Annotated in this window: 23 protein-coding genes; 10 read left to right on the forward strand and 13 right to left on the reverse strand. The window is 33.3% G+C overall.

Going from position 1 to position 18,201, the window contains the following annotated elements:
- Position 1: 1 nt before the first annotated feature.
- The 3 genes from PMN2A_RS04055 to PMN2A_RS04065 are packed head-to-tail and all read right to left on the reverse strand — an operon-like array spanning position 2 to position 1,494.
- The gene (locus PMN2A_RS04055; RefSeq protein ID WP_011293757.1) at positions 2-499 is read right to left on the reverse strand and encodes a CGLD27 family protein; all 498 of its coding nucleotides are present in this window, start codon (positions 497-499) and stop codon (positions 2-4) included.
- Positions 492-866 (reverse strand): ribosome silencing factor, encoded by a 375-nt coding sequence (gene rsfS, locus PMN2A_RS04060; RefSeq protein WP_011293758.1) that lies wholly within the window; start codon positions 864-866, stop codon positions 492-494. The genes PMN2A_RS04055 and rsfS overlap by 8 nt, the downstream gene beginning before the upstream one ends.
- Positions 859-1,494, reverse strand: coding sequence for a DUF3318 domain-containing protein (locus PMN2A_RS04065; RefSeq protein WP_011293759.1), 636 nt, complete (start codon positions 1,492-1,494; stop codon positions 859-861). Before PMN2A_RS04065 ends, rsfS begins: the two co-directional genes overlap by 8 nt.
- A 120-nt stretch (positions 1,495-1,614) precedes the next feature.
- Between PMN2A_RS04065 and carB the strand changes: the two genes are divergently transcribed.
- A complete protein-coding gene (gene carB, locus PMN2A_RS04070) occupies positions 1,615-4,923 on the forward strand; it encodes a carbamoyl-phosphate synthase large subunit (RefSeq protein WP_011293760.1) in 3,309 nt (1,102 codons plus the stop codon).
- Positions 4,924-5,145: 222 nt separating this feature from the next.
- Positions 5,146-6,252 (forward strand): magnesium-protoporphyrin IX monomethyl ester (oxidative) cyclase, encoded by a 1,107-nt coding sequence (acsF, locus tag PMN2A_RS04075; protein WP_011293761.1) that lies wholly within the window; start codon positions 5,146-5,148, stop codon positions 6,250-6,252.
- 15 nt (positions 6,253-6,267) lie between these two features.
- Here acsF and PMN2A_RS04080 read toward each other — a convergent pair whose 3' ends face one another.
- The 3 genes from PMN2A_RS04080 to PMN2A_RS04090 form a co-directional block, all read right to left on the reverse strand.
- On the reverse strand, positions 6,268-6,654 hold the full coding sequence (locus PMN2A_RS04080) for a 2Fe-2S iron-sulfur cluster-binding protein (RefSeq protein ID WP_011293762.1): 387 nt from the start codon (positions 6,652-6,654) through the stop codon (positions 6,268-6,270).
- Positions 6,655-6,661: 7 nt separating this feature from the next.
- Complete coding sequence (locus tag PMN2A_RS04085) at positions 6,662-6,997, reverse strand: hypothetical protein (RefSeq protein WP_011293763.1); 336 nt, start codon at positions 6,995-6,997, stop codon at positions 6,662-6,664.
- Between the two features lie 199 nt (positions 6,998-7,196).
- Positions 7,197-7,415: a hypothetical protein gene (locus PMN2A_RS04090; protein ID WP_011293764.1), complete on the reverse strand. Its 219-nt coding sequence runs from the start codon at positions 7,413-7,415 to the stop codon at positions 7,197-7,199.
- Positions 7,416-7,551: 136 nt separating this feature from the next.
- Between PMN2A_RS04090 and PMN2A_RS04095 the strand changes: the two genes are divergently transcribed.
- Positions 7,552-8,415 carry an NAD(P)-dependent oxidoreductase gene (locus PMN2A_RS04095; protein WP_011293765.1) on the forward strand — a complete coding sequence of 288 codons (864 nt, stop codon included), beginning with the start codon at positions 7,552-7,554 and terminating at the stop codon, positions 8,413-8,415.
- A 223-nt stretch (positions 8,416-8,638) separates the two neighbouring features.
- Here PMN2A_RS04095 and PMN2A_RS04100 read toward each other — a convergent pair whose 3' ends face one another.
- The gene (locus PMN2A_RS04100; RefSeq protein WP_011293767.1) at positions 8,639-9,037 is read right to left on the reverse strand and encodes a hypothetical protein; all 399 of its coding nucleotides are present in this window, start codon (positions 9,035-9,037) and stop codon (positions 8,639-8,641) included.
- Positions 9,038-9,133: 96 nt separating this feature from the next.
- Here PMN2A_RS04100 and PMN2A_RS04105 point away from each other — a divergent pair, with 96 nt between their 5' ends.
- Genes PMN2A_RS04105 through PMN2A_RS04115 form a run of 3 tightly spaced genes read left to right on the forward strand, consistent with a single transcriptional unit; the run spans position 9,134 to position 11,716 of the window.
- Positions 9,134-10,132: an ABC transporter ATP-binding protein gene (locus tag PMN2A_RS04105; RefSeq protein WP_011293768.1), complete on the forward strand. Its 999-nt coding sequence runs from the start codon at positions 9,134-9,136 to the stop codon at positions 10,130-10,132.
- Positions 10,129-10,926 (forward strand): ABC transporter permease, encoded by a 798-nt coding sequence (locus PMN2A_RS04110; protein WP_011293769.1) that lies wholly within the window; start codon positions 10,129-10,131, stop codon positions 10,924-10,926. Before PMN2A_RS04105 ends, PMN2A_RS04110 begins: the two co-directional genes overlap by 4 nt.
- 1 nt (position 10,927) lies before the next feature.
- Positions 10,928-11,716, forward strand: coding sequence for an ABC transporter permease (locus PMN2A_RS04115; protein ID WP_011293770.1), 789 nt, complete (start codon positions 10,928-10,930; stop codon positions 11,714-11,716).
- Positions 11,717-11,772: 56 nt separating this feature from the next.
- Here PMN2A_RS04115 and PMN2A_RS04120 read toward each other — a convergent pair whose 3' ends face one another.
- Complete coding sequence (locus PMN2A_RS04120; protein WP_011293771.1) at positions 11,773-13,086, reverse strand: NRAMP family divalent metal transporter; 1,314 nt, start codon at positions 13,084-13,086, stop codon at positions 11,773-11,775.
- Positions 13,087-13,235: 149 nt separating this feature from the next.
- Here PMN2A_RS04120 and PMN2A_RS04125 point away from each other — a divergent pair, with 149 nt between their 5' ends.
- On the forward strand, positions 13,236-13,742 hold the full coding sequence (locus PMN2A_RS04125) for a hypothetical protein (RefSeq protein ID WP_011293772.1): 507 nt from the start codon (positions 13,236-13,238) through the stop codon (positions 13,740-13,742).
- A 7-nt stretch (positions 13,743-13,749) separates the two neighbouring features.
- Here the strand turns inward: PMN2A_RS04125 and PMN2A_RS04130 are convergent, their stop codons facing one another.
- Both PMN2A_RS04130 and PMN2A_RS10460 read right to left on the reverse strand, forming a co-directional pair.
- A complete protein-coding gene (locus tag PMN2A_RS04130; protein WP_011293773.1) occupies positions 13,750-14,133 on the reverse strand; it encodes a phosphoribosyltransferase in 384 nt (127 codons plus the stop codon).
- A 327-nt stretch (positions 14,134-14,460) separates the two neighbouring features.
- Entirely contained in the window at positions 14,461-14,628 is a 168-nt protein-coding gene (locus tag PMN2A_RS10460; RefSeq protein WP_011293774.1) for a hypothetical protein, read from the reverse strand.
- Positions 14,629-14,765: 137 nt separating this feature from the next.
- Between PMN2A_RS10460 and PMN2A_RS04135 the strand changes: the two genes are divergently transcribed.
- Positions 14,766-15,053, forward strand: a complete 288-nt coding sequence (locus PMN2A_RS04135) for a hypothetical protein (protein ID WP_011293775.1) — start codon at positions 14,766-14,768, stop codon at positions 15,051-15,053.
- A 4-nt stretch (positions 15,054-15,057) separates the two neighbouring features.
- Here the strand turns inward: PMN2A_RS04135 and PMN2A_RS04140 are convergent, their stop codons facing one another.
- Together PMN2A_RS04140 and PMN2A_RS04145 are read right to left on the reverse strand one after the other, a co-directional pair.
- The gene (locus PMN2A_RS04140) at positions 15,058-15,456 is read right to left on the reverse strand and encodes a DUF2862 domain-containing protein (protein ID WP_011293776.1); all 399 of its coding nucleotides are present in this window, start codon (positions 15,454-15,456) and stop codon (positions 15,058-15,060) included.
- 124 nt (positions 15,457-15,580) lie between these two features.
- Complete coding sequence (locus PMN2A_RS04145; protein WP_011295174.1) at positions 15,581-15,763, reverse strand: hypothetical protein; 183 nt, start codon at positions 15,761-15,763, stop codon at positions 15,581-15,583.
- A gap of 155 nt (positions 15,764-15,918) precedes the next feature.
- On the opposite strand from PMN2A_RS04145, the gene PMN2A_RS04150 reads away from it, so the two are divergent.
- Complete coding sequence (locus PMN2A_RS04150; protein ID WP_011293777.1) at positions 15,919-16,128, forward strand: hypothetical protein; 210 nt, start codon at positions 15,919-15,921, stop codon at positions 16,126-16,128.
- Positions 16,129-16,176: 48 nt separating this feature from the next.
- Positions 16,177-16,950: a sulfite exporter TauE/SafE family protein gene (locus tag PMN2A_RS04155; protein ID WP_011293778.1), complete on the forward strand. Its 774-nt coding sequence runs from the start codon at positions 16,177-16,179 to the stop codon at positions 16,948-16,950.
- On the opposite strand, the gene PMN2A_RS04160 is transcribed toward PMN2A_RS04155, so the two are convergent.
- Positions 16,945-18,132 carry a glycosyl transferase gene (locus PMN2A_RS04160; RefSeq protein WP_011293779.1) on the reverse strand — a complete coding sequence of 396 codons (1,188 nt, stop codon included), beginning with the start codon at positions 18,130-18,132 and terminating at the stop codon, positions 16,945-16,947. The two genes, PMN2A_RS04155 and PMN2A_RS04160, sit on opposite strands and share 6 nt — an antisense overlap.
- Between the last annotated feature and the right edge of the window lie 69 nt (positions 18,133-18,201).

The raw sequence follows: 18,201 nt of genomic DNA on the forward strand, positions 1-18,201 counted from the left end.
ATTAATTCATTCCTGAAAGTATAAATAAAATTGAAGATATGATAACTGATATTAATAGTACTATTATTACTTCTAAATGATTTAAGACTGGTTTGATTTGGTATTGAGCTATCAGTAAATCTTTTGCTCTCCAATCAATTGGCTTTTCCCAGGTCTGTCCATCATACCAACCAGATTCTTCATATTCAATGTTTTCAGAATTAAGTCGTTTATATATGTATACCCAACTTAACCATTGCCTGATTAGTAGTAATATAGGAAAAGCAAGAGATGCAGTTAGGCTAATAAATATAAGTTCAAAAAGGTTGTTTTTGAGGTAATCGCTTCCATAAGATATTGTTAAACAAACTGGTGTAATTATTAACCAACTAAATGTTAATTTCCTGTAAAAAATAATTCTTTCTAAAAAAGGCCAAGAGATTATCCATGAATTTCTAATGCTATTAAATTCATTTAATGGCCTCTGGTTTAGAGGCACAGGGCATATTATTTTATTCATCCATTAACTCTATTAATTTATTATTTATAAAATCATGGATAATGCCATTGCTCCAGAATGACTCTAAGTCATAGAATTTTCTTTCATTAGGTTGAAAAACATTAATTATTAGATCTCCATAATCTAATAACGCCCATTTAGCCTCATTTATTCCTTCCTTTCGAAGAGGTAGCAGATCTGCTTCCTCTCTGATTGTCTTTTCTACATTATTAACTATTGCCCTTACTTGAACATCTGAAAGTCCTTCAGTAATTAATATCCAATCAGCAATACTTGATACTTTATCAACTTTTAAAAGTTTTATATCACCAGCTTTTCTATCATCGCAAGCAACTGCAGCTAGTTCAACTAACCTAATACTATCCATAAACATTTTCACTAGTAACTGATTTTTGAGATCCTTCTTGAGATGCCATTTCTGCGCGAGCTCTTTCAGCACTCTTTCTTAGAGCTTCTAATCTATCTTCATAGAATGTGCGCTTTTTTTTCTTTCTAGATTTTTCAACTAAATCTTTTAAAGCACCGCCAAGACTCTTATAAGCATTTGGAACGCTATATCCAAATCTGCAGGCCAAATCTATAGCTCTTTCATCAGCAGATATTGCATCTTGTAATCGTTTTTCTGAATTATTTTTTAAGTAAAGCCGATAACCTGCAAAACCTGACAATCCGAGTGCCATTAAAAGTAGCAAACCATCTTGAACCCATAATTCTCCAATAGCACCACCCAGACCTATTGCAAGAGCAGCCATTTCCCAGCCATCTCTTGGGATGGTGTCATTTTGAATGCGTCCCACCTCATGCCAAAACAATAGATTTCTATGATCTTGAGCTAAATAGTCCCATTGCTCAAGGTCAACTTGAATCTCCACTTCATCGCGCCCGATTTCTTCAAGCGTGATTAGAGGAGGATCTATTGCTGCTGCGGCTTCAATGAATACCCAGCTTTGGTTTTCTGGTGGCAGCAGCCCTTTTAGGCGCTGTAGTTCGCTCATACTCTTTGTTTCTTATTCGGAAAGTTAGTTAAACTTTAATGGTAGTTTGCCGATCTAGACAGTAGATGATAAACAGATACCTAGAATGCGTGACATAAATGAAGTTTACAAGAAATTCAAATGCCACGGCGTAAAGATATACGTCGGATTTTGATACTAGGGTCTGGACCAATTGTTATTGGACAGGCCTGTGAATTCGATTATTCCGGGACACAAGCATGTAAAGCGCTAAGAAGCGAAGGTTTTGAAGTCATTTTAGTTAACTCTAATCCAGCTTCAATAATGACTGATCCTGAAACAGCAAACAGGACATACGTTGAACCATTAACGGCTTCAGTTGTTGAGCAAATTATCAAAATAGAAAGACCTGATGCCCTTTTGCCCACAATGGGTGGGCAAACTGCTTTGAATATTTCAGTAGAATTGGCAGAATCTGGAACTTTAGAAAAATATAATATTGAATTAATTGGTGCTGATCTTAATGCAATAAAAAAGGCTGAGGATAGAAATTTATTTAAAATAGCGATGAAAAATATTGGGGTTGATGTCTGTCCCTCTGGCATAGCTTCCAATCTTCAAGAAGCTGAAATAGTTGGAAATGAAATTTCTTCATTCCCAAAAATCATTCGTCCTGCTTTCACATTAGGAGGAAGCGGAGGTGGAATAGCTTATAACCAGGATGAATTTTTGGAATTATGTAAAACAGGCTTAGATGCTAGTCCTGTTTCTCAAATTCTCATCGAAAAATCTCTTTTAGGTTGGAAAGAATTTGAGTTGGAAGTTATGAGGGATTTATCAGATAATGTTGTAATTATATGCAGTATTGAAAATGTTGATCCTATGGGAGTTCATACTGGAGATTCTATTACAGTAGCTCCTGCGCAAACTCTAACTGATAGAGAATATCAACGTTTAAGAGACTATTCAATTTCAATAATTAGAGAAATTGGAGTAGCAACTGGTGGAAGCAATATCCAATTTGCAATTAATCCTAATAACGGTGAAATAATAGTAATTGAGATGAATCCACGTGTTAGTAGATCATCAGCTTTAGCAAGTAAAGCTACAGGTTTTCCTATTGCCAAAATTGCCGCTCTTTTAGCTGTTGGTTATAGACTAGATGAGATTATTAACGATATTACTGGTAAGACTCCCGCGTGTTTTGAACCTTCAATTGATTACGTAGTTACTAAAATACCTCGTTTTGCATTTGAAAAGTTTTCAGGAAGTTCTTCAATTCTTACTACTTCTATGAAGTCAGTTGGGGAGGCCATGGCAATAGGAAGATGTTTTGAAGAATCTTTTCAAAAGGCAATACGATCTTTAGAAACAGGACTAAGTGGTTGGGGATGTGATCGCGTTGATCAGAATGTATCTTCTATTGAGTTAGAAAGACTATTAAGGACGCCTTCTCCAGAAAGAATAATGCATGTTCGATTAGCAATGAAAAATGGACGTAGCGATAATGAAATTTTTTCTTTTTCTAAAATAGACCCTTGGTTCTTATCAAAACTCAGGAACATAGTAGAAGCAGAGGATCAATTACTTAATTATGAAAATATTACTCAATTAGAGCCTAATTTTCTCTTCAAACTAAAACAACTTGGATTCTCTGATCGTCAGATTGCCTTTGCACTAAATACTGATGAATTAATAATTAGAGCTAGAAGAACCCATCTTAAAATATTACCTGTTTATAAAACTGTTGACACTTGTGCTTCTGAATTTTCATCGAATACACCATATCATTATTCTACATATGAAAGGCCAGCCTACAATATTGATAACGATGGGAATATAATCAAGAATATTAATCTTAATGAATTAAAAAATAATAATAAAAATAAAATTTTAATTTTGGGTGGAGGTCCAAATCGTATTGGACAAGGTATCGAATTTGATTATTGTTGTTGTCATGCTTCTTATCAAGCTCAAGAGGATGATTATACAACAATAATGATAAATAGTAACCCTGAAACCGTTTCTACTGATTATGACACGAGCGACATACTTTACTTTGAACCTCTAACTCTAGAAGATGTTCTAAATGTTATTGAATTTGAGGAACCTCATGGAATAGTAGTTCAATTTGGAGGGCAAACTCCTTTGAAACTCTCTTTACCAATTGTCAATTGGTTAGAGAAATTGGAAAACTCAAAATTACGAACTAAGGTTTTAGGTACTTCTCCTATCTCAATAGATTTAGCAGAAGATAGAGAGCAATTTGACAAGGTTTTGAGGAGATTAGATATTAGGCAACCCAAAAACGGTCTTGCTAGAACTTTTGAAGAATCATTGAGTGTAGCCAATAAAATTGGCTATCCATTGGTTGTTAGGCCTTCATATGTTCTTGGTGGTAGAGCTATGGAAATTGTTTATGAGCAAGATGAATTGGAAAGATACATAAAGGAAGCTGTAAATGTTGAGCTAGATCATCCAATCCTTATCGATCAATATCTAGAGAATGCAATTGAGGTTGATGTTGATGCTTTGTGCGATGTAAGCAAAAATGTTGTCATTGGAGGATTGATGGAGCATATAGAGCCCGCTGGTATTCATTCTGGCGATTCAGCCTGTTGCCTTCCTTCCATAACGCTCTCTGTAGAATCAATTAAAACAATTAAGCATTGGACAAAATCTTTAGCTATTGAACTTGATGTAGTTGGTCTAATTAACCTTCAATTTGCTGTCAAGAGAGATCAGGAAGGCAATGAGATTGTTTACATTATTGAGGCAAATCCAAGGGCTTCAAGAACAGTTCCTTTCGTTTCTAAGGCCACTGGAGTCCCTCTTGCGAAAATTGCAACGCAGTTACTTTTAGGTAAAACACTAAAAGATATTGGATTAAATCAAGAACCAATTCCTCCACTTCAGACAATTAAAGAGGCTGTTATGCCTTTTAAACGTTTTCCCGGCTCAGACAGTCTTTTAGGACCAGAAATGCGTTCAACTGGTGAAGTGATGGGATCTGCAAAAACTTTTGGAATGGCCTACGCAAAATCCGAACTCGCAGCCGGTGAGGGATTGCCTACTTCTGGTTTTGTTTTCTTATCTACTCATGATCGAGATAAACCGGCATTGATTCCAGTAGCAAAGAAATTAATTGAACTAGGTTTTTCAGTTCTGGCAACATCTGGCACTTCTAACTATCTCGAGAAATTTGATTTAAATGTAGAAAGGGTCCTTAAGGTTCACGAAGGAAGACCAAATATTGAGGACATGATTCGATCTGGAAAGGTTCAGTTGGTAATTAATACTCCAATTGGTCGTCAAGCAATTTATGATGATAAATATCTTAGAAAAGCAGCTCTAGACTACTCTGTTCCAACTTTAACAACCTTAAAGGGCGCTAGTGCTGCTGTAAAAGGTATAGAAGCATTGCAGAACCAAATTTTATCTGTTTCAGCTTTGCAAGATATTCATTCCTAAGCTTTTTTTACTAGTTGTTTAAATTAATAATATTTTGAATTTACATTTAAAATATTATTAATTTTGTGGATTTGATTTACTTAAATTGTTAAATATATATTTTAAATACATTTTTTCTCCTCCTTCTTTATCGTTTTAGGCAAAGCTCTATTACTACCTGATTAAAAATTCACCTTTTTTTCAAATAAAGACATACAATTATGTTCTTGCTTGATAATTGGAATGACCGCAACAGCTTCTTCTTCCCCAAAACTAAGAGTTGATACACGCGGAACAAATGAGTTGCCGCCACATTTAGATGAAAATCTTTTAACCCCTCGTTTTTACGTAACCGAATTCAAAAAAGCAGCTAAGACAGAATTAACTGATGCCCGCGAAGAGTTTGAAGCAATGCTTTCAGAAATGAAAGCAGACTATAACTGTACTCATTTTGATAGAAAGGCAAGTCTAGATAGATTGCAAGAATTGCCTCAAAAGGCTAAAGAGACTTACGAGAGTTATTTAGTTAGATCAGTAATATCAGAGTTTTCTGGATTCCTGCTATTTAAAGAGATTTCAAATCGTTTGAAGAAAGAAGGAAATAGGGATCTTGGAAAACTATTTCAGTTTTTAGCTAGAGACGAAGCTAGACATGCAGGTTTTCTAAGCAGAGCATTAGTTGCAGAGGGTATTGAAGTGGATCTGCCTCATTTAGGAGGAAAAAGGGCAGCGACTTGGTTCCCCATTAGTTGGGTTATTTATTCTGTGTATCTTTCAGAAAAGATTGGTTATTGGAGATATATCTTGATGGATAGGCACCTTAAGGCTAATCCAGATCAGGCTTTTGCTCCTCTTTTTGATTTCTTTGAGCCATGGTGTCAAGACGAGAACAGACATGGCGATTGCTTTACAGTAATGATGAGATGTTGGCCTGGAATCACCAAAGGATTTAGAGGTAAGTTATTAAGTCGTTTCTTCTTGTGGAGCGTTTTCCTTACTCACACTTTGACAGTTTGCGAAAGAGGCGAGTTTTATGAATTACTTGGTATTGATCCAAAGGAATTTGATGAGGAAGTGATAAAAAGAACAAACCACACATCAAAAAATGCCTTCCCTTGGGTTTTTAATCTTGATGACAATAAGTTTTGGGATTTGAGAAACAAAATTATCGAATCTTTCAGAGCTTTTGTAGGTGCTAAAGGTTTAACAAAGCCAGTTAAATTTGTGAAATTCGCTACTTTGATTTTTAAGCAATTTGCACTCCCAATGGAGAAGACAGATGCATTGAGATATGATAAAAACGTGAATTTTACAGGTCAGGATATTTTGAATTTTTGGACAGATAAATAAGCTTATTTGGATAAATTAAATATCAAAAGGATTACCAGCTTGTGTGTCTAATCCTTTAAAATATTTTCCAAATTGTGCGTTATATACTTCGTCCTCATCTTGAGTCTCGCATTCCAATGGTCCAATAGCTTTTGAAACACATAACAATCCGTATCCCTTGTCCCTCATCTCTTTAGATAGACCAATACAAGCTTGTTGATCCATTTGTCCTGAAATTATTTTAACTGCGCACTCAGAACAACATCCATTTCTGCAAGAGAATGGCAATGTGTCTCCAATTATTTGTCCATTTTCATCTTTTGATTCAAAATTTCTCAATATATACTCACCTTCAGGGACATCAAAAGTATATGTTTTTCCCTCCTGTTTATGATGAATAGTTATCTGGTGAATTGGTTTCATTGAATATCTATTTCGGCGGTGTTATATCTCTTCTTTCTGGAGGTTCAGGGGGCTGACTTGCATGTTGCCAAAGCTCTTCAATATCTAATGTTTTAGTTAACCTTTCCCCACCAAATCGAAGTTTTAACCAAGCAATCGTTGTTGAATCTTCCGCTATAACTGCTTCATAACCTTCTTCTTCAGTGATTTTGAATTTGTTAACTAATAAAGAATTTAAGAACCACATAGGATAGTCCGCACCTTTGCGACTCCTTCTCTCATGAAAGGATTCTCTTAATTGTCCATTACCCTGTAATTGACCTTCTGGGGCTAGAAGAACATTTAGGGTTTTGGTCTCCGACATTATTTAAGAATCAAAAATGGTCTTGATCTTAGGCGTGATATTTCCTAGGACCTTAATCAAATAACTTTAGTAAAAGGAATTACGTAGACGGAAATTGTTTGATAGATCTTCACAAGATTTTCTTGATTATCTGTAAGTAATCTTTCTAATTATTTAAAAGGTCTATATATAAGGTTTTTCTTAATTGATAATTGATTATTTAAGCCTCTTTTTTGGGTGCCTCAGCTTTTGCTTTTAGAGCCTCAGCTTCTGCTGCTTTCTTAGCTTCTTCAAATTCAATTCTGTTTTGTAGTTGCCCTGAAGCTCTCATCCAATCGTTAACACTAGCTTCCTTGCCAGCGGCTTCACATTCCTCTTGATACTTCAAGAATGGATACCAATGATGAGTTGCATTCTTGGAATCTGTAAAATTAGTCAATTTCTTAAGTATTCAATGAGTTGATTATCGCATCATATTTTCTTCTTTTGGCAGCATATTAATTTTTTATAGTAATAGTTCAAACCTTAGTTGTACTTATTACTCTTAATTCGTTTTGAATAGAAATCTGATTTTAATGAAACTAGCTTTTATTGGTCTTGGCGCTATTGGGAAGCCTATGTCTGAGCGTCTTATTGATAATGGATATGATTTGAATATATATAAGAGAGATAAACTAAAGAATAATGATCCAAAAAAATATTTTGTTGACCCTATAGAGGCTGTTACTGACTGCGATGGACTCTTGATTTGCGTTACTGATGATAATGCGGTTGAATCTGTTCTATTTGGTGATAATGGTGTAGCAGACTCACTAAAGCCTAAATCTTTTGTGATTGATTTCTCTACAATAAGTCCTAATAAATCAATCTCTATACATAAGAGATTGTCCAAAAAAAATATCTTTTATGTTGACTGTCCAGTTTCAGGGGGGACAGAGGGGGCTTATAAAGGTTCACTGTCTTTGTTTATTGGTGCAAGCAAAAAAGAGTGTTTATCTTTTGAACATATATTTGAAGTCCTCGGCAAATCAATTAATTACTTTAATGGCGTAGGTAAAGGTCAACAAGTCAAAGCTCTTAATCAAATATTAGTCGCAGGAACATATGCAGCAGTAGCCGAGGCAATGGAATTAGGGAAATTGCTTGATTTGCCCATGGATGATGTGGTTGCTGCTTTAAAAGTTGGAGCAGCTAATTCATGGCCATTAGAAAATAGATCAAAAGCAATGTTGATTGATAAACATCCCTTGGGATTCAAATTAGAGTTGCATCATAAGGATTTAGCTATTGCTATTGATCTGGCTAAATCTATAAATATTGATTTACCCATAGCTTCTAAAGTAAAAGAGATTGAGCAAAGATTAATGCAGGCTGGGTTAGGTGAATTAGATGTTTCTGTACTGCATAGATACATCTCTGGAGCAAAAAAAGAAGGCTAGAATTACTGCTAATATTAGATTTATGTTACTCATTTGTTTACAAATTGATTACTATATGCTAAGTTAAAAATAAGTTAAAAAATTATTTAGAATAAGTTATGAAGCTAGGAAAGCAGCATGCAAAATTAATAAAGTTACAAAGTAAAGCTGAGTCTTGTCTTTCTCGCGATGAGGCACAGAAGATTATACGTAAAGCCGAAAAAACTCAAATGAAAATTTCTGGCTAATTTTTATTTTTTAGGTTGTTGAATATTATTCCCTCATGTTTTTTAAATTCAATACTCCAAAGATTTGAACATATTGATTTTAATTTTTCTAATAAAGTATCTGTATCTCCACTATTAATCCAATTTGATTTAATTACTGGAATATTATTATGCATACTTTCAAAACTAATTTCTGCTAGTAATAATCCAGTTTCATCGTTTGATATTTTAAGACTACCTTCAGTAGTTCTTTGAAATATCCTTAGTAATAAATCAAGTATTATCTTTTCGACTTCTTTTTTAGACGATTGACTTAAAGTATCAACTCCAGAAAAAGTTTTTCCTCCAAGAGGCATTAATCTTTTATTATTTTGCTCTGCAAGAGCTATCGCTATTACATATTTTTGTTCATCCATTTATTTTTAAAAACCTATAGATTTTTAACTACTTTGATTTTATCGACTATGTAGGCAAAAATGTTTTATCTTAATGTTGAAGCATTTGAAAATTAATTGCACAATAATCCTAGTGACTTGATCGTTGTAGATCAGCTGAGTAAATATTATCGTGTTGCAAACAAACAGCCTGGGTTTAAGGGTACTCTTAAACATTTTTTCGATCGAAAGACTTATGACGTCCCTGCCGTTACTGATATTAGTTTTAAAATCTCACCAGGAGAGGTAGTCGGATTTCTTGGGGCTAATGGAGCTGGTAAGACCACATTATTGAAAATGATGTGTGGTCTTATTCATCCATCGACAGGGTTAGTTGATGTTGGTGGTTTCTCTCCTCAAAGAAGGCAAACGGCTTTTCTTAAGGAGATAACTTTGGTTATGGGGCAAAAGCAGCAGTTGATTTGGGATCTTCCTCCCATGGACTCTTTGTATGTAAACGCAGCTGTATATGGTTTGTCTGACCACGAAGCAAAAGTAAGAATTAATGAATTGGCAGAAATGCTTGAACTAGGAGAAGAACTTACAAGACCTGTAAGAAAGTTGTCGTTAGGACAAAGAATGAAATCTGAAATTCTTGCTGCCTTATTGCATAAACCATCAGTCCTTTTTTTAGATGAACCTACTCTTGGTCTAGATGTAAATGCTCAAGCTAGAGTTCGTAGTTTTTTATCTGAATACAACAAAAGAACTGGAGCGACAATATTGCTGACTAGTCATTACATGGCTGACATAACAGCATTATGTCCAAGAGTTATTTGTATTCATAAAGGAAAGCTTTTTTATGATGGTGACCTTGATTCCCTAGCTAATTCATTATCTCCCTCAAGAGAGGTAAAAGTTGAATTGAAAAATCAATGTGCAAATGAACAATTTGAAAAATATGGTGAGATTCAAGATTTAAATGATCGTTTTGTATGTTTATTAGTTTCAAGGGATAAATTGACAGATGTAGTAAGTAATCTATTAACTGATTTCGATATTATCGATTTAGAGATTAGTGATCCTCCTATTGATCAATTAATTGGAGAATTATTTATTAAAGGTGAAGTCAATTGAGAATATTTGGATTGTCTTTCAAGGTCATTAAGACCTTACTTACAACGCAATATGCATACATGTTGGAATATCGCATCGAAATAGCTTTGTGGGCTCTTTCTGGAGTACTACCATTTATTATGTTTTCTCTTTGGAGTCAAAATGATGTTGGCAATTCATTTGGTCTAAATGATATAGGGTTGGCAAGATATTTTTTAAGTGCTTTTCTAGTTAGGCAATTTTCAGTTGTTTGGGTTGTCTTCTCGTTTGAGGAAGATTCTCTTTCTGGTCGATTATCTCCATATTTGCTGCAGCCTTTGCACCCTCTATTTAGATATGTTGCTTCTCACTTGGCAGAGCAGGCAACAAGACTTCCTTTCGCAATAGCCATAGCTATTACTTTTTTTATATTAAATCCATCATCTTTTTGGCTTCCCTCACTACCTCAATTGTTTTTGGCGTATTTATCAACTCACTTCGCTTTTACTATTGCTTTTCTTCTTCAAAGTTTAGTCGCTGCACTTTGCTTTTGGACTGAAAAATCTAGCGCTCTTGAGAGATTAATATTTGTTCCTTATCTTTTTCTTTCTGGTTTATTAGTACCTTTATCAGCCTTTCCTTCTAACGTTCTAAAAGTAGCAATGTTAACGCCATTTCCCTATCTAATTAATTTTCCAGCAAAGATTTTATCTGGGATGCCAGTTGATATTTTTAATGGCTTTTTAGCTCAGATTTTGTGGATTTCAATACTGGTACCTTCTGTAAATATTCTTTGGAAACTTGGCGTAAAGAGATATACAGCAATGGGAGCCTAATATGCAGCGATACCTTAAAACTATTAGGTTATTTTGGTCTACAGCATTTGCTTCTCAACTTGAATATCAATTAAATTTTTTGATTGAGTTGCTCGCTATGTTGGGAACCCTTTTGGGAAGCGTATTTATATTATCCCTTTTTTTTACTGGAGGAAGGCAATTAGGAGATTGGACTTGGGAATCAGCCTTGGTTATTCAGGGTGTTTATACATTTCTTGATGGTTTAACGAATGCTCTTTTACGACCAAATTTAACCGAAATTGTTAATTACGTTAGAGAGGGTACTCTCGATTATGTTTTATTAAAACCAATTGATAGTCAATTTTGGCTATCAGTTAAAAAGTTTTCTTTTGCAGGATTGCCTGAAATTATTTTAGGACTTTCAATTGTTTTTTGGGCGGCTATCCAATCAGGTTCAACTTTTTCAATTTACTCATTATTCGTATTCATTATTTCCTTATTGATTGGTTTTATTATTCTTTATTCTGTTTGGTTTCTAATTGCTGCATCAAGTATTTGGTTTGTTAAGACATGGAATGCTACAGAAGTTCTTAGAGCTTTGTTAGCTGCAGGCAGATACCCTGTTTCAGCTTATCCTGTTATTTTAAGATTCATATTTACTTTGGTTTTACCTGTAGCTTTTTTAACCACTTTTCCTGCTGAGGCCATTCTAGGAGAGCTTAAATTTAATATTTTATTTTTTGGCCTAATATTAAGTAGTTTATTTTTTATTTTTAGCAGACTCTTCTGGAAATTTGCTCTTAAACATTATACTTCTGCCTCAAGTTAATTATTTAATTAACTTCATTAACTATTTTTATTTTAACGAAATTATAAATTATGAGCTTATTGTCCAATACCAAAGAATGAGTTGAATATGAATAATAAACTAAAGACCGAGAGGAATGAAATCCCAAACCAGCAAATTGTTTTTAGAACAATTCCATAACGAAATTGACTTTTTACTAATGAGCTATTCATAGTATCCATAGCCATCCAGGCAAACAAAGGAGCTGTCAGGAAACTACCGGTCATAGCACCGAAGACATAGTCTTTAACTCCAATTCCTCCAGATTTGGCAATAAGAAGTGCACAAAGTGAGGCAAAAACATGAAAAATGATCCATTTTTTGAGACGTTTTTTTTCACTCAAAGTAGAGCTATTTCCCTTGTCTGAGCGAGCTATCAAACCATGAGCTGATGAGATGCTCCTGGGATATGCATCTAGACATGTAAGCGTGGTGCTAAACATTGCAGCAAAAGCTGCAGGTACAATTATCCACTTTGCCCACCCACCAATGGATTCTGTATACAAGCGAATTAAATTCTGAGCAAAACTAACTCCTGATCCTGTAAGCATTTCATCCCCAGTGCCATACATTGTGTATGCACCAAGAATTAGAAAGAAAATAGCAGTTAAAACAGTGATGAAATATCCAAGATTGAAATCGAATTCTGCTTCTTTTAACGTAGCGGTGTGATCCGTATCTTTGGCTCTTGAAAACATCCATAGTGATGGCCATATACAAAGCTCTACTGGACCAGGCATCCAACCCATAAGAGGAATTAGAAAACCAAGGTTTGAGAGAGTCCAGGGAGAAGGAGTGCTATTCAAGAATGAAATATTGATATCTCCAGCAGGGCCTTTAAAAAGTAAAGATATAACAGCAAAAAATGTTAATACTGTAAGCAAAAATACAAGAATTTTAGATATCCTATCAAGGGCTTTATATTGGCCTATAAATAATATTAATGAACATACTATTAATATCCCTATAGCTAAATCTAGAGGAGGGAAGGATGAAAATATTACTATATTTTTTAAAAGGAGTCCTGTAACAAAACTAACGGCAGAAATAGTAAAGGTTCCAGTAATTAATCCAACAATTAAATATATAGGCAAATAAAATTTATTACGTTTTTGAAATCCCTCTAAAAGTGATAATCCAGTAACAGCTGTAAATCTTGTTCCGACAAGTAAAAATGGATATTTAACTAGATTTGTCAATAAAATAAGGGCAATAAGAGAAAATCCAAATTTAGCTCCAGCTGTAGTAGATGACATTAGGTGTGATCCGCCTATGCATGCTGCCGCTAAAAGGATTCCAGGGCCAAGACTTTTTCTATAACCAATGGATTTACTAGAGATTAATTTGTCCATATATTTGAGAGGTTGTTATTATTTTTACAATTAAATTAATTTTTTCAATTTAAGTACATAAAGTTTATTATTTTAGGTATATCTATCTTTTTATTAAATTAGTCTTATCTCTCTCCTATTTATTTCCTGGCTTTTATACAATTTAATTAATGACTAAATCTGTTAATCTATATTTGGCATCAGGTGTAAGTGAGGGAGTTGGTTTTTGGGTTGTTAACTTTACAGAGGAGGATAACATTTTAAATTCGCTTTGTAGAAAATTGCTTGAGTGCTATAGAAAAGAACTATTTGGTCTTGAGGGTGCAAAAGAGGTTAAGGATGCAATTAATACAACATTAGATATCCTATGTTTAGATTCAAAATATGAAAAATATAAATTAGATAATTACAATACAGGTTATTCTTCCGAGATTCCTATTAACCTCATTGAGGACATCTATGATCTTTGGGCATATAATTATAGTAATAAAATTCTATGGAAAAAATATATAGGTTTATTGAACTTAAGAAAAAAAATAAAAAAAAATAATAATTATATTAATATAGGATTGAAAGGTGATACTTATGAATTTGCTACTAAATTAGATGAATTATTGAGTTTTAGACAAGTTGATTTGAAATTTAGACAAGATAAATCTAACGATTTAATGTGGTAAAAATTGATTATCTAGATTTATAAAATAAATCTCTATCTTTATTTGCTGCGTTTACACTCTCCCAAGGGAAAATAATCCATTCATTATCTTCTATATATCTATATGAATTCCACCAGGTAGGTTTTTTTTTGCTCACCCATACATGAGTCTCTGAACCTTTTATATGCTTTATTTTCTCAAGTGTATAACCAGTATCATAAATATCATCAATTATGAGTGAATTGTTTTTAGGCTCTTCTAGTAATGGCAGCTCAAGCGAATGACTTAATGCAACTGCAAGACATAAACCTCCCCGAGGGAAACCATAAACTCCTTCAAATTTTTTATTTTTGCATTGATTATGTATTGAATTAATGCATTCATCAAATTCAATCCAGCTTAACTTATTCATTTTTTATCTTATAATTATGTTCTCTTCACTCTTTAAGGTATAACTTCTAAAACTTCCTAGATAAACTGTAGTAGCCCATAAAGCCGCCTATAGTAAGAATACCGGCAATTGGAGCGGATAGATTTAATGGAGTCGCCCAATCATGAACCATCAATGATGCGAGCATAAGTAAAGATAAATAATTAGTATTCAAAATACTACATTTAAGATAGTTTTGTTGTTTTAGTTCGTAATAATTCACAACTTTATAGAGTTATTAATTTAGTCCAAATAAATTACTTTCAAATATTTTTAATTTATAGATATAAATAACTTTAATATTTTTATTTAAGATTCATTCTTTTTATTGCCTTCAAACAATTTAGCTAATTGTTCATATATTTTCCCAAATAGCCATGAAATAGCAATAAGACCAATAATTCCTAAAACTATTGTTAGTGCTGATATACCTGCATCATTTGGACCATAATTTATAGCTGGGTCAAATCCTTCCACGATGATTTAAATTCACTTTTATACATTTTAATATTTTTTGGATTCAATTACTGATTCTTTACTTTTTTGAAATCTGAATACATCAATATTACTTATAATTGAATTATGTATAATACATATTACCTTAAATCATATTTATGAAGTGGGAGTACCAAGTAATCCATCTCAATGTAGACAATTCGTCAAGTAAAAGCGAAGAATCAAGCAATCCTGAGGCCGCAAGTGAAAAACTTAAGGGTTCACTAAGTCCAGATTTTCTAAAAGATCAATTTCCGGAGCAATATCAGGAAAATGAAGGCTCTGAGCATCCTGCTATTCAACTAAGTAAATTTCTAAATAAAAAGGGACTTGATAGTTGGGAACTTTCTGAAACATTAAAAATTGGAAAGATGTTATTTCTTATCATGAAACGGCCAGTTGAATAATAATTTAGAAAATATCTTTCAGTGTGAATATTATCCATTTAATAAGATTTATTGGATTTGCTATCGTCTTAACTTTCCTGTTCCCATTTAATTCATAAGCAACTGTATATTTTCCTAATATAAGGTCATTGTTTTTCGGGTTATAGTATTTTTTCGTATCTTCAATCCTATATTCTCTTTTTGTTTGTTCTTTTAACTCGGTGTCAAAAATCCATATCTTAAGATTATTTTTAGTCATTAATACATATCCAATACCCATACCATCTGTCATTTTATAATCAACAATTTCTCCACTTATAATTTTTGGTAAGTTATCCAATAATTTGTCTGGCAGTAGATTTTCAATTTTCGACTTATCTACTTCTATCATTTCCCCAATTGGTATTAGCGGATTTACTTCCATTATGATTAACTTTAGATTTGACTAAATTAACATATTTTACGAATCAGTGAATTAACTATCGATCTACTAATAATTTCATTATGTGTTGGAAGCATATCTTCTGTTTTCGCTTAATTTTCTGAATTTAAAAACCTTTGAGTTTCTTTTCTTCTTTTTCTTCTTCCTTTTGTTTTAAATAATTCGCCTTTACATAGTTTATTCCAATTATGGTTAGCTTTATAAAGGCAAATGCCGTAGCTATGAATCCGACTAAGATAACAGTTGATAAAAGAGCTGATCCAAGATCTATTTCAGATAAATTGGGCATGTGAAAAATCTCTACTAATTTAATTAATATTTTATGAATAGAAGTTTAATTCAATACTTAAATTTTAAATAATTCATAATTTATATTGGTTACAAGACATCCGTAGATAATTTTTTCAAATCGATGCATAACTGAAATAGGAATATAAATTGAAAATGAATCAAACTCAATTTAAAATCCCACTTTCAAGTTTAAGGCCTTACACAGTTCATTATAGGAACTGTGATAACCAACGTCTTGAGAATTGCTTTTATGCCTGTGATGCATATGAAGCGAGATTACTTGCAATGGAATTTAATAGATACATTCATGAGCATCCAAATTGCATTGATCTTATAAGAAGGGAAATGATTAAGAATATCTAGATTCATTTATAATTAATATATTTTTTAAAAAAATCCAGTTTAATTTATATGTTAAATAATGATATTTTTTCTCATATTATTTTGGGAATTATATCTTTTTTTTCTAATTTTATTTCTGCTTTATCTGGTGGAGGTGCTGGGCTAATACAACTCCCAGCCCTTTTGTTTTTAGGATTACCGTTTTCTAAAGCATTGGCAACTCATAAAGTTGCAAGCGTTGCACTAGGCTTAGGTGCTTCCATTCCTCATCTAAAACGACGCAGCTTAAAGATAAACTATGCTTTTTTGATATTAATTTCTGGGATACCAGGTGTTTTGTTAGGTGCCTATACTTCCTCCATATTGCCTAGTAGTTTTTCTACTACCTTATTAGGATTATTGACTTTATTTCTTAGTTTTTACTCAATAAAGCAGAAAAATCTTGGAAGTTCAAATCAAAAATTATCAATTAATAAGTTAAGGATTCTTATTGGCTCATTTGGTCTTTTTATTATTGGTTTCCTTAATGGCTATCTATCCTCTGGTACTGGATTATTTGTGACGATTTGGATGATAATTTTATTTGACTTATCCTTTTCTGTTGCTGTTGCTTACACTTTGATTTTTGTTGGAATCTTTTGGAATGGTATAGGAGCTTTCTCCTTAGGAATGACTGGGAATATTATTTGGGACTATATACCCGTATTGATTTTAGGTTCTCTTTTAGGTGGATACTTAGGAGCTAAGTTCTCAATAATTAAAGGGACCAAGTTTATCAAAGTTGTTTTTGAATTAGTCTCTTTTTCTGTAGGAATTTCATTACTAGTTAAAGGTTTTTTATGAGCTGCCTGCTTTTTCTAAATCATCTTGTAATTTAATCTCACAATCTAGAACTCTTGCCCAACATGGTAATTGCTGCTTTACAGGTGATTCAAGGAATTTATTGATGGCAGGCCTTAATAGTTTTCCAAAAGTATGAACTGCTAGTTCTTCTTTATGTCTACTGTAAGGCAATTGATTAACTGAGGAATCTAAACTAAATTGTTTAACTCTATCTTCTCCTGCTCTTCTATATAAAACCTCCAAGTTTGCTAATTGAGAACTCGTAAGTGTTCTTGCTTCATGTTCCATTAACCCTCTTAAAACACTTGAAAGAATTTCTGTAGACATTTTTTGGAGGCCTTCATTAGGCTTTGAACCAATTTCTTTGTGTTTGTGGTCGAAAATACCGAGATCCACTTGTGCGATTCTTGATATCCTTACGTTTTTATAAACCTCAGAGAGTAGCCCTATCTCTAATCCCCAGTCGCATGGGATTCTTAAATTCATTGCTAAGTCAGTAGTAAAAGCAAATTCTCCAGCTAATGGATATCTAAAAGACTGTAAATATTGGAGGAATGGCGCATTACCTATCAATTGTTCCAAGCTTGATAGAAGTGGTCCTACAAATAATCGTGTAGCTCTACCTTGAAGAGCATTTGTCTCAAGAGATAGGCGGCTGTAAAAAGCTTTTACATAAGAAATCCCATTTGACTTTTCTAATAAAGGTCCCAACATTCTTGCTGGATAATTGGAGTTGAATGTTCTTATATCAGCATCGAAAAGTGCTACTACTTCTGAGCTTTTTGTTGCCACACCCACTCCTTGCCATACTGCCCATCCTTTTCCTGGAACACCTAAGAGATCTAATCCATTCTTCTCTTGGTCTTTTAGCAATTCAATAACCGCCGGACTATTAGTCCATTGGACGTGGACTGGATATGGCATTTCTTTAAAGAAATCCCTAGCCTTAGCCACATCCTCTTTATTACTTGCAGATAAGGCTATGACTAGTTGATTTAAATTTCTTAATTCTTTTAAAGTGCTTCTTATAAGTTTTAATGCTGGCCTACTGAACTCATCGAATAGGCATGGAATAAGTATTGATGTTGGCCGTTTTAATAGCTCTTTATTTAATTGAGATACTGGATCTTTTGCTAATCCGTACTCATGAATAGTTGTGATTAAACCCTGCTGAAAGTCCATTCAAGAAAAAAGTTTTACAGATTCAAGGTGGGAGCTACGATGAGGTAGAGATGATCGTTTTTCTTTAAA

Source organism: Prochlorococcus marinus str. NATL2A, assembly GCF_000012465.1.
GTDB lineage: Bacteria > Cyanobacteriota > Cyanobacteriia > PCC-6307 > Cyanobiaceae > Prochlorococcus_B > Prochlorococcus_B marinus_B.

What these genes read in the sequence shown, in the direction of transcription:
- PMN2A_RS04155 (WP_011293778.1), top strand. Translation starts at nt 16,177, where the DNA reads ATGTTAAATAATGATATTTTTTCTCATATTATTTTGGGAATTATATCT.
- PMN2A_RS04095 (WP_011293765.1), top strand. Translation starts at nt 7,552, where the DNA reads ATGAAACTAGCTTTTATTGGTCTTGGCGCTATTGGGAAGCCTATGTCT.
- PMN2A_RS04130 (WP_011293773.1), bottom strand. Translation starts at nt 14,133, where the DNA reads ATGAATAAGTTAAGCTGGATTGAATTTGATGAATGCATTAATTCAATA.
- PMN2A_RS04085 (WP_011293763.1), bottom strand. Translation starts at nt 6,997, where the DNA reads ATGTCGGAGACCAAAACCCTAAATGTTCTTCTAGCCCCAGAAGGTCAA.
- carB (WP_011293760.1), top strand. Translation starts at nt 1,615, where the DNA reads ATGCCACGGCGTAAAGATATACGTCGGATTTTGATACTAGGGTCTGGA.
- PMN2A_RS04145 (WP_011295174.1), bottom strand. Translation starts at nt 15,763, where the DNA reads ATGCCCAATTTATCTGAAATAGATCTTGGATCAGCTCTTTTATCAACT.
- PMN2A_RS04150 (WP_011293777.1), top strand. Translation starts at nt 15,919, where the DNA reads ATGAATCAAACTCAATTTAAAATCCCACTTTCAAGTTTAAGGCCTTAC.
- PMN2A_RS04140 (WP_011293776.1), bottom strand. Translation starts at nt 15,456, where the DNA reads ATGGAAGTAAATCCGCTAATACCAATTGGGGAAATGATAGAAGTAGAT.
- rsfS (WP_011293758.1), bottom strand. Translation starts at nt 866, where the DNA reads ATGGATAGTATTAGGTTAGTTGAACTAGCTGCAGTTGCTTGCGATGAT.
- PMN2A_RS04065 (WP_011293759.1), bottom strand. Translation starts at nt 1,494, where the DNA reads ATGAGCGAACTACAGCGCCTAAAAGGGCTGCTGCCACCAGAAAACCAA.
- PMN2A_RS04135 (WP_011293775.1), top strand. Translation starts at nt 14,766, where the DNA reads ATGAAGTGGGAGTACCAAGTAATCCATCTCAATGTAGACAATTCGTCA.
- PMN2A_RS04120 (WP_011293771.1), bottom strand. Translation starts at nt 13,086, where the DNA reads ATGGACAAATTAATCTCTAGTAAATCCATTGGTTATAGAAAAAGTCTT.
- PMN2A_RS04080 (WP_011293762.1), bottom strand. Translation starts at nt 6,654, where the DNA reads ATGAAACCAATTCACCAGATAACTATTCATCATAAACAGGAGGGAAAA.
- PMN2A_RS04055 (WP_011293757.1), bottom strand. Translation starts at nt 499, where the DNA reads ATGAATAAAATAATATGCCCTGTGCCTCTAAACCAGAGGCCATTAAAT.
- PMN2A_RS04100 (WP_011293767.1), bottom strand. Translation starts at nt 9,037, where the DNA reads ATGGATGAACAAAAATATGTAATAGCGATAGCTCTTGCAGAGCAAAAT.
- PMN2A_RS04160 (WP_011293779.1), bottom strand. Translation starts at nt 18,132, where the DNA reads ATGGACTTTCAGCAGGGTTTAATCACAACTATTCATGAGTACGGATTA.
- PMN2A_RS04115 (WP_011293770.1), top strand. Translation starts at nt 10,928, where the DNA reads ATGCAGCGATACCTTAAAACTATTAGGTTATTTTGGTCTACAGCATTT.
- PMN2A_RS04125 (WP_011293772.1), top strand. Translation starts at nt 13,236, where the DNA reads ATGACTAAATCTGTTAATCTATATTTGGCATCAGGTGTAAGTGAGGGA.
- acsF (WP_011293761.1), top strand. Translation starts at nt 5,146, where the DNA reads ATGACCGCAACAGCTTCTTCTTCCCCAAAACTAAGAGTTGATACACGC.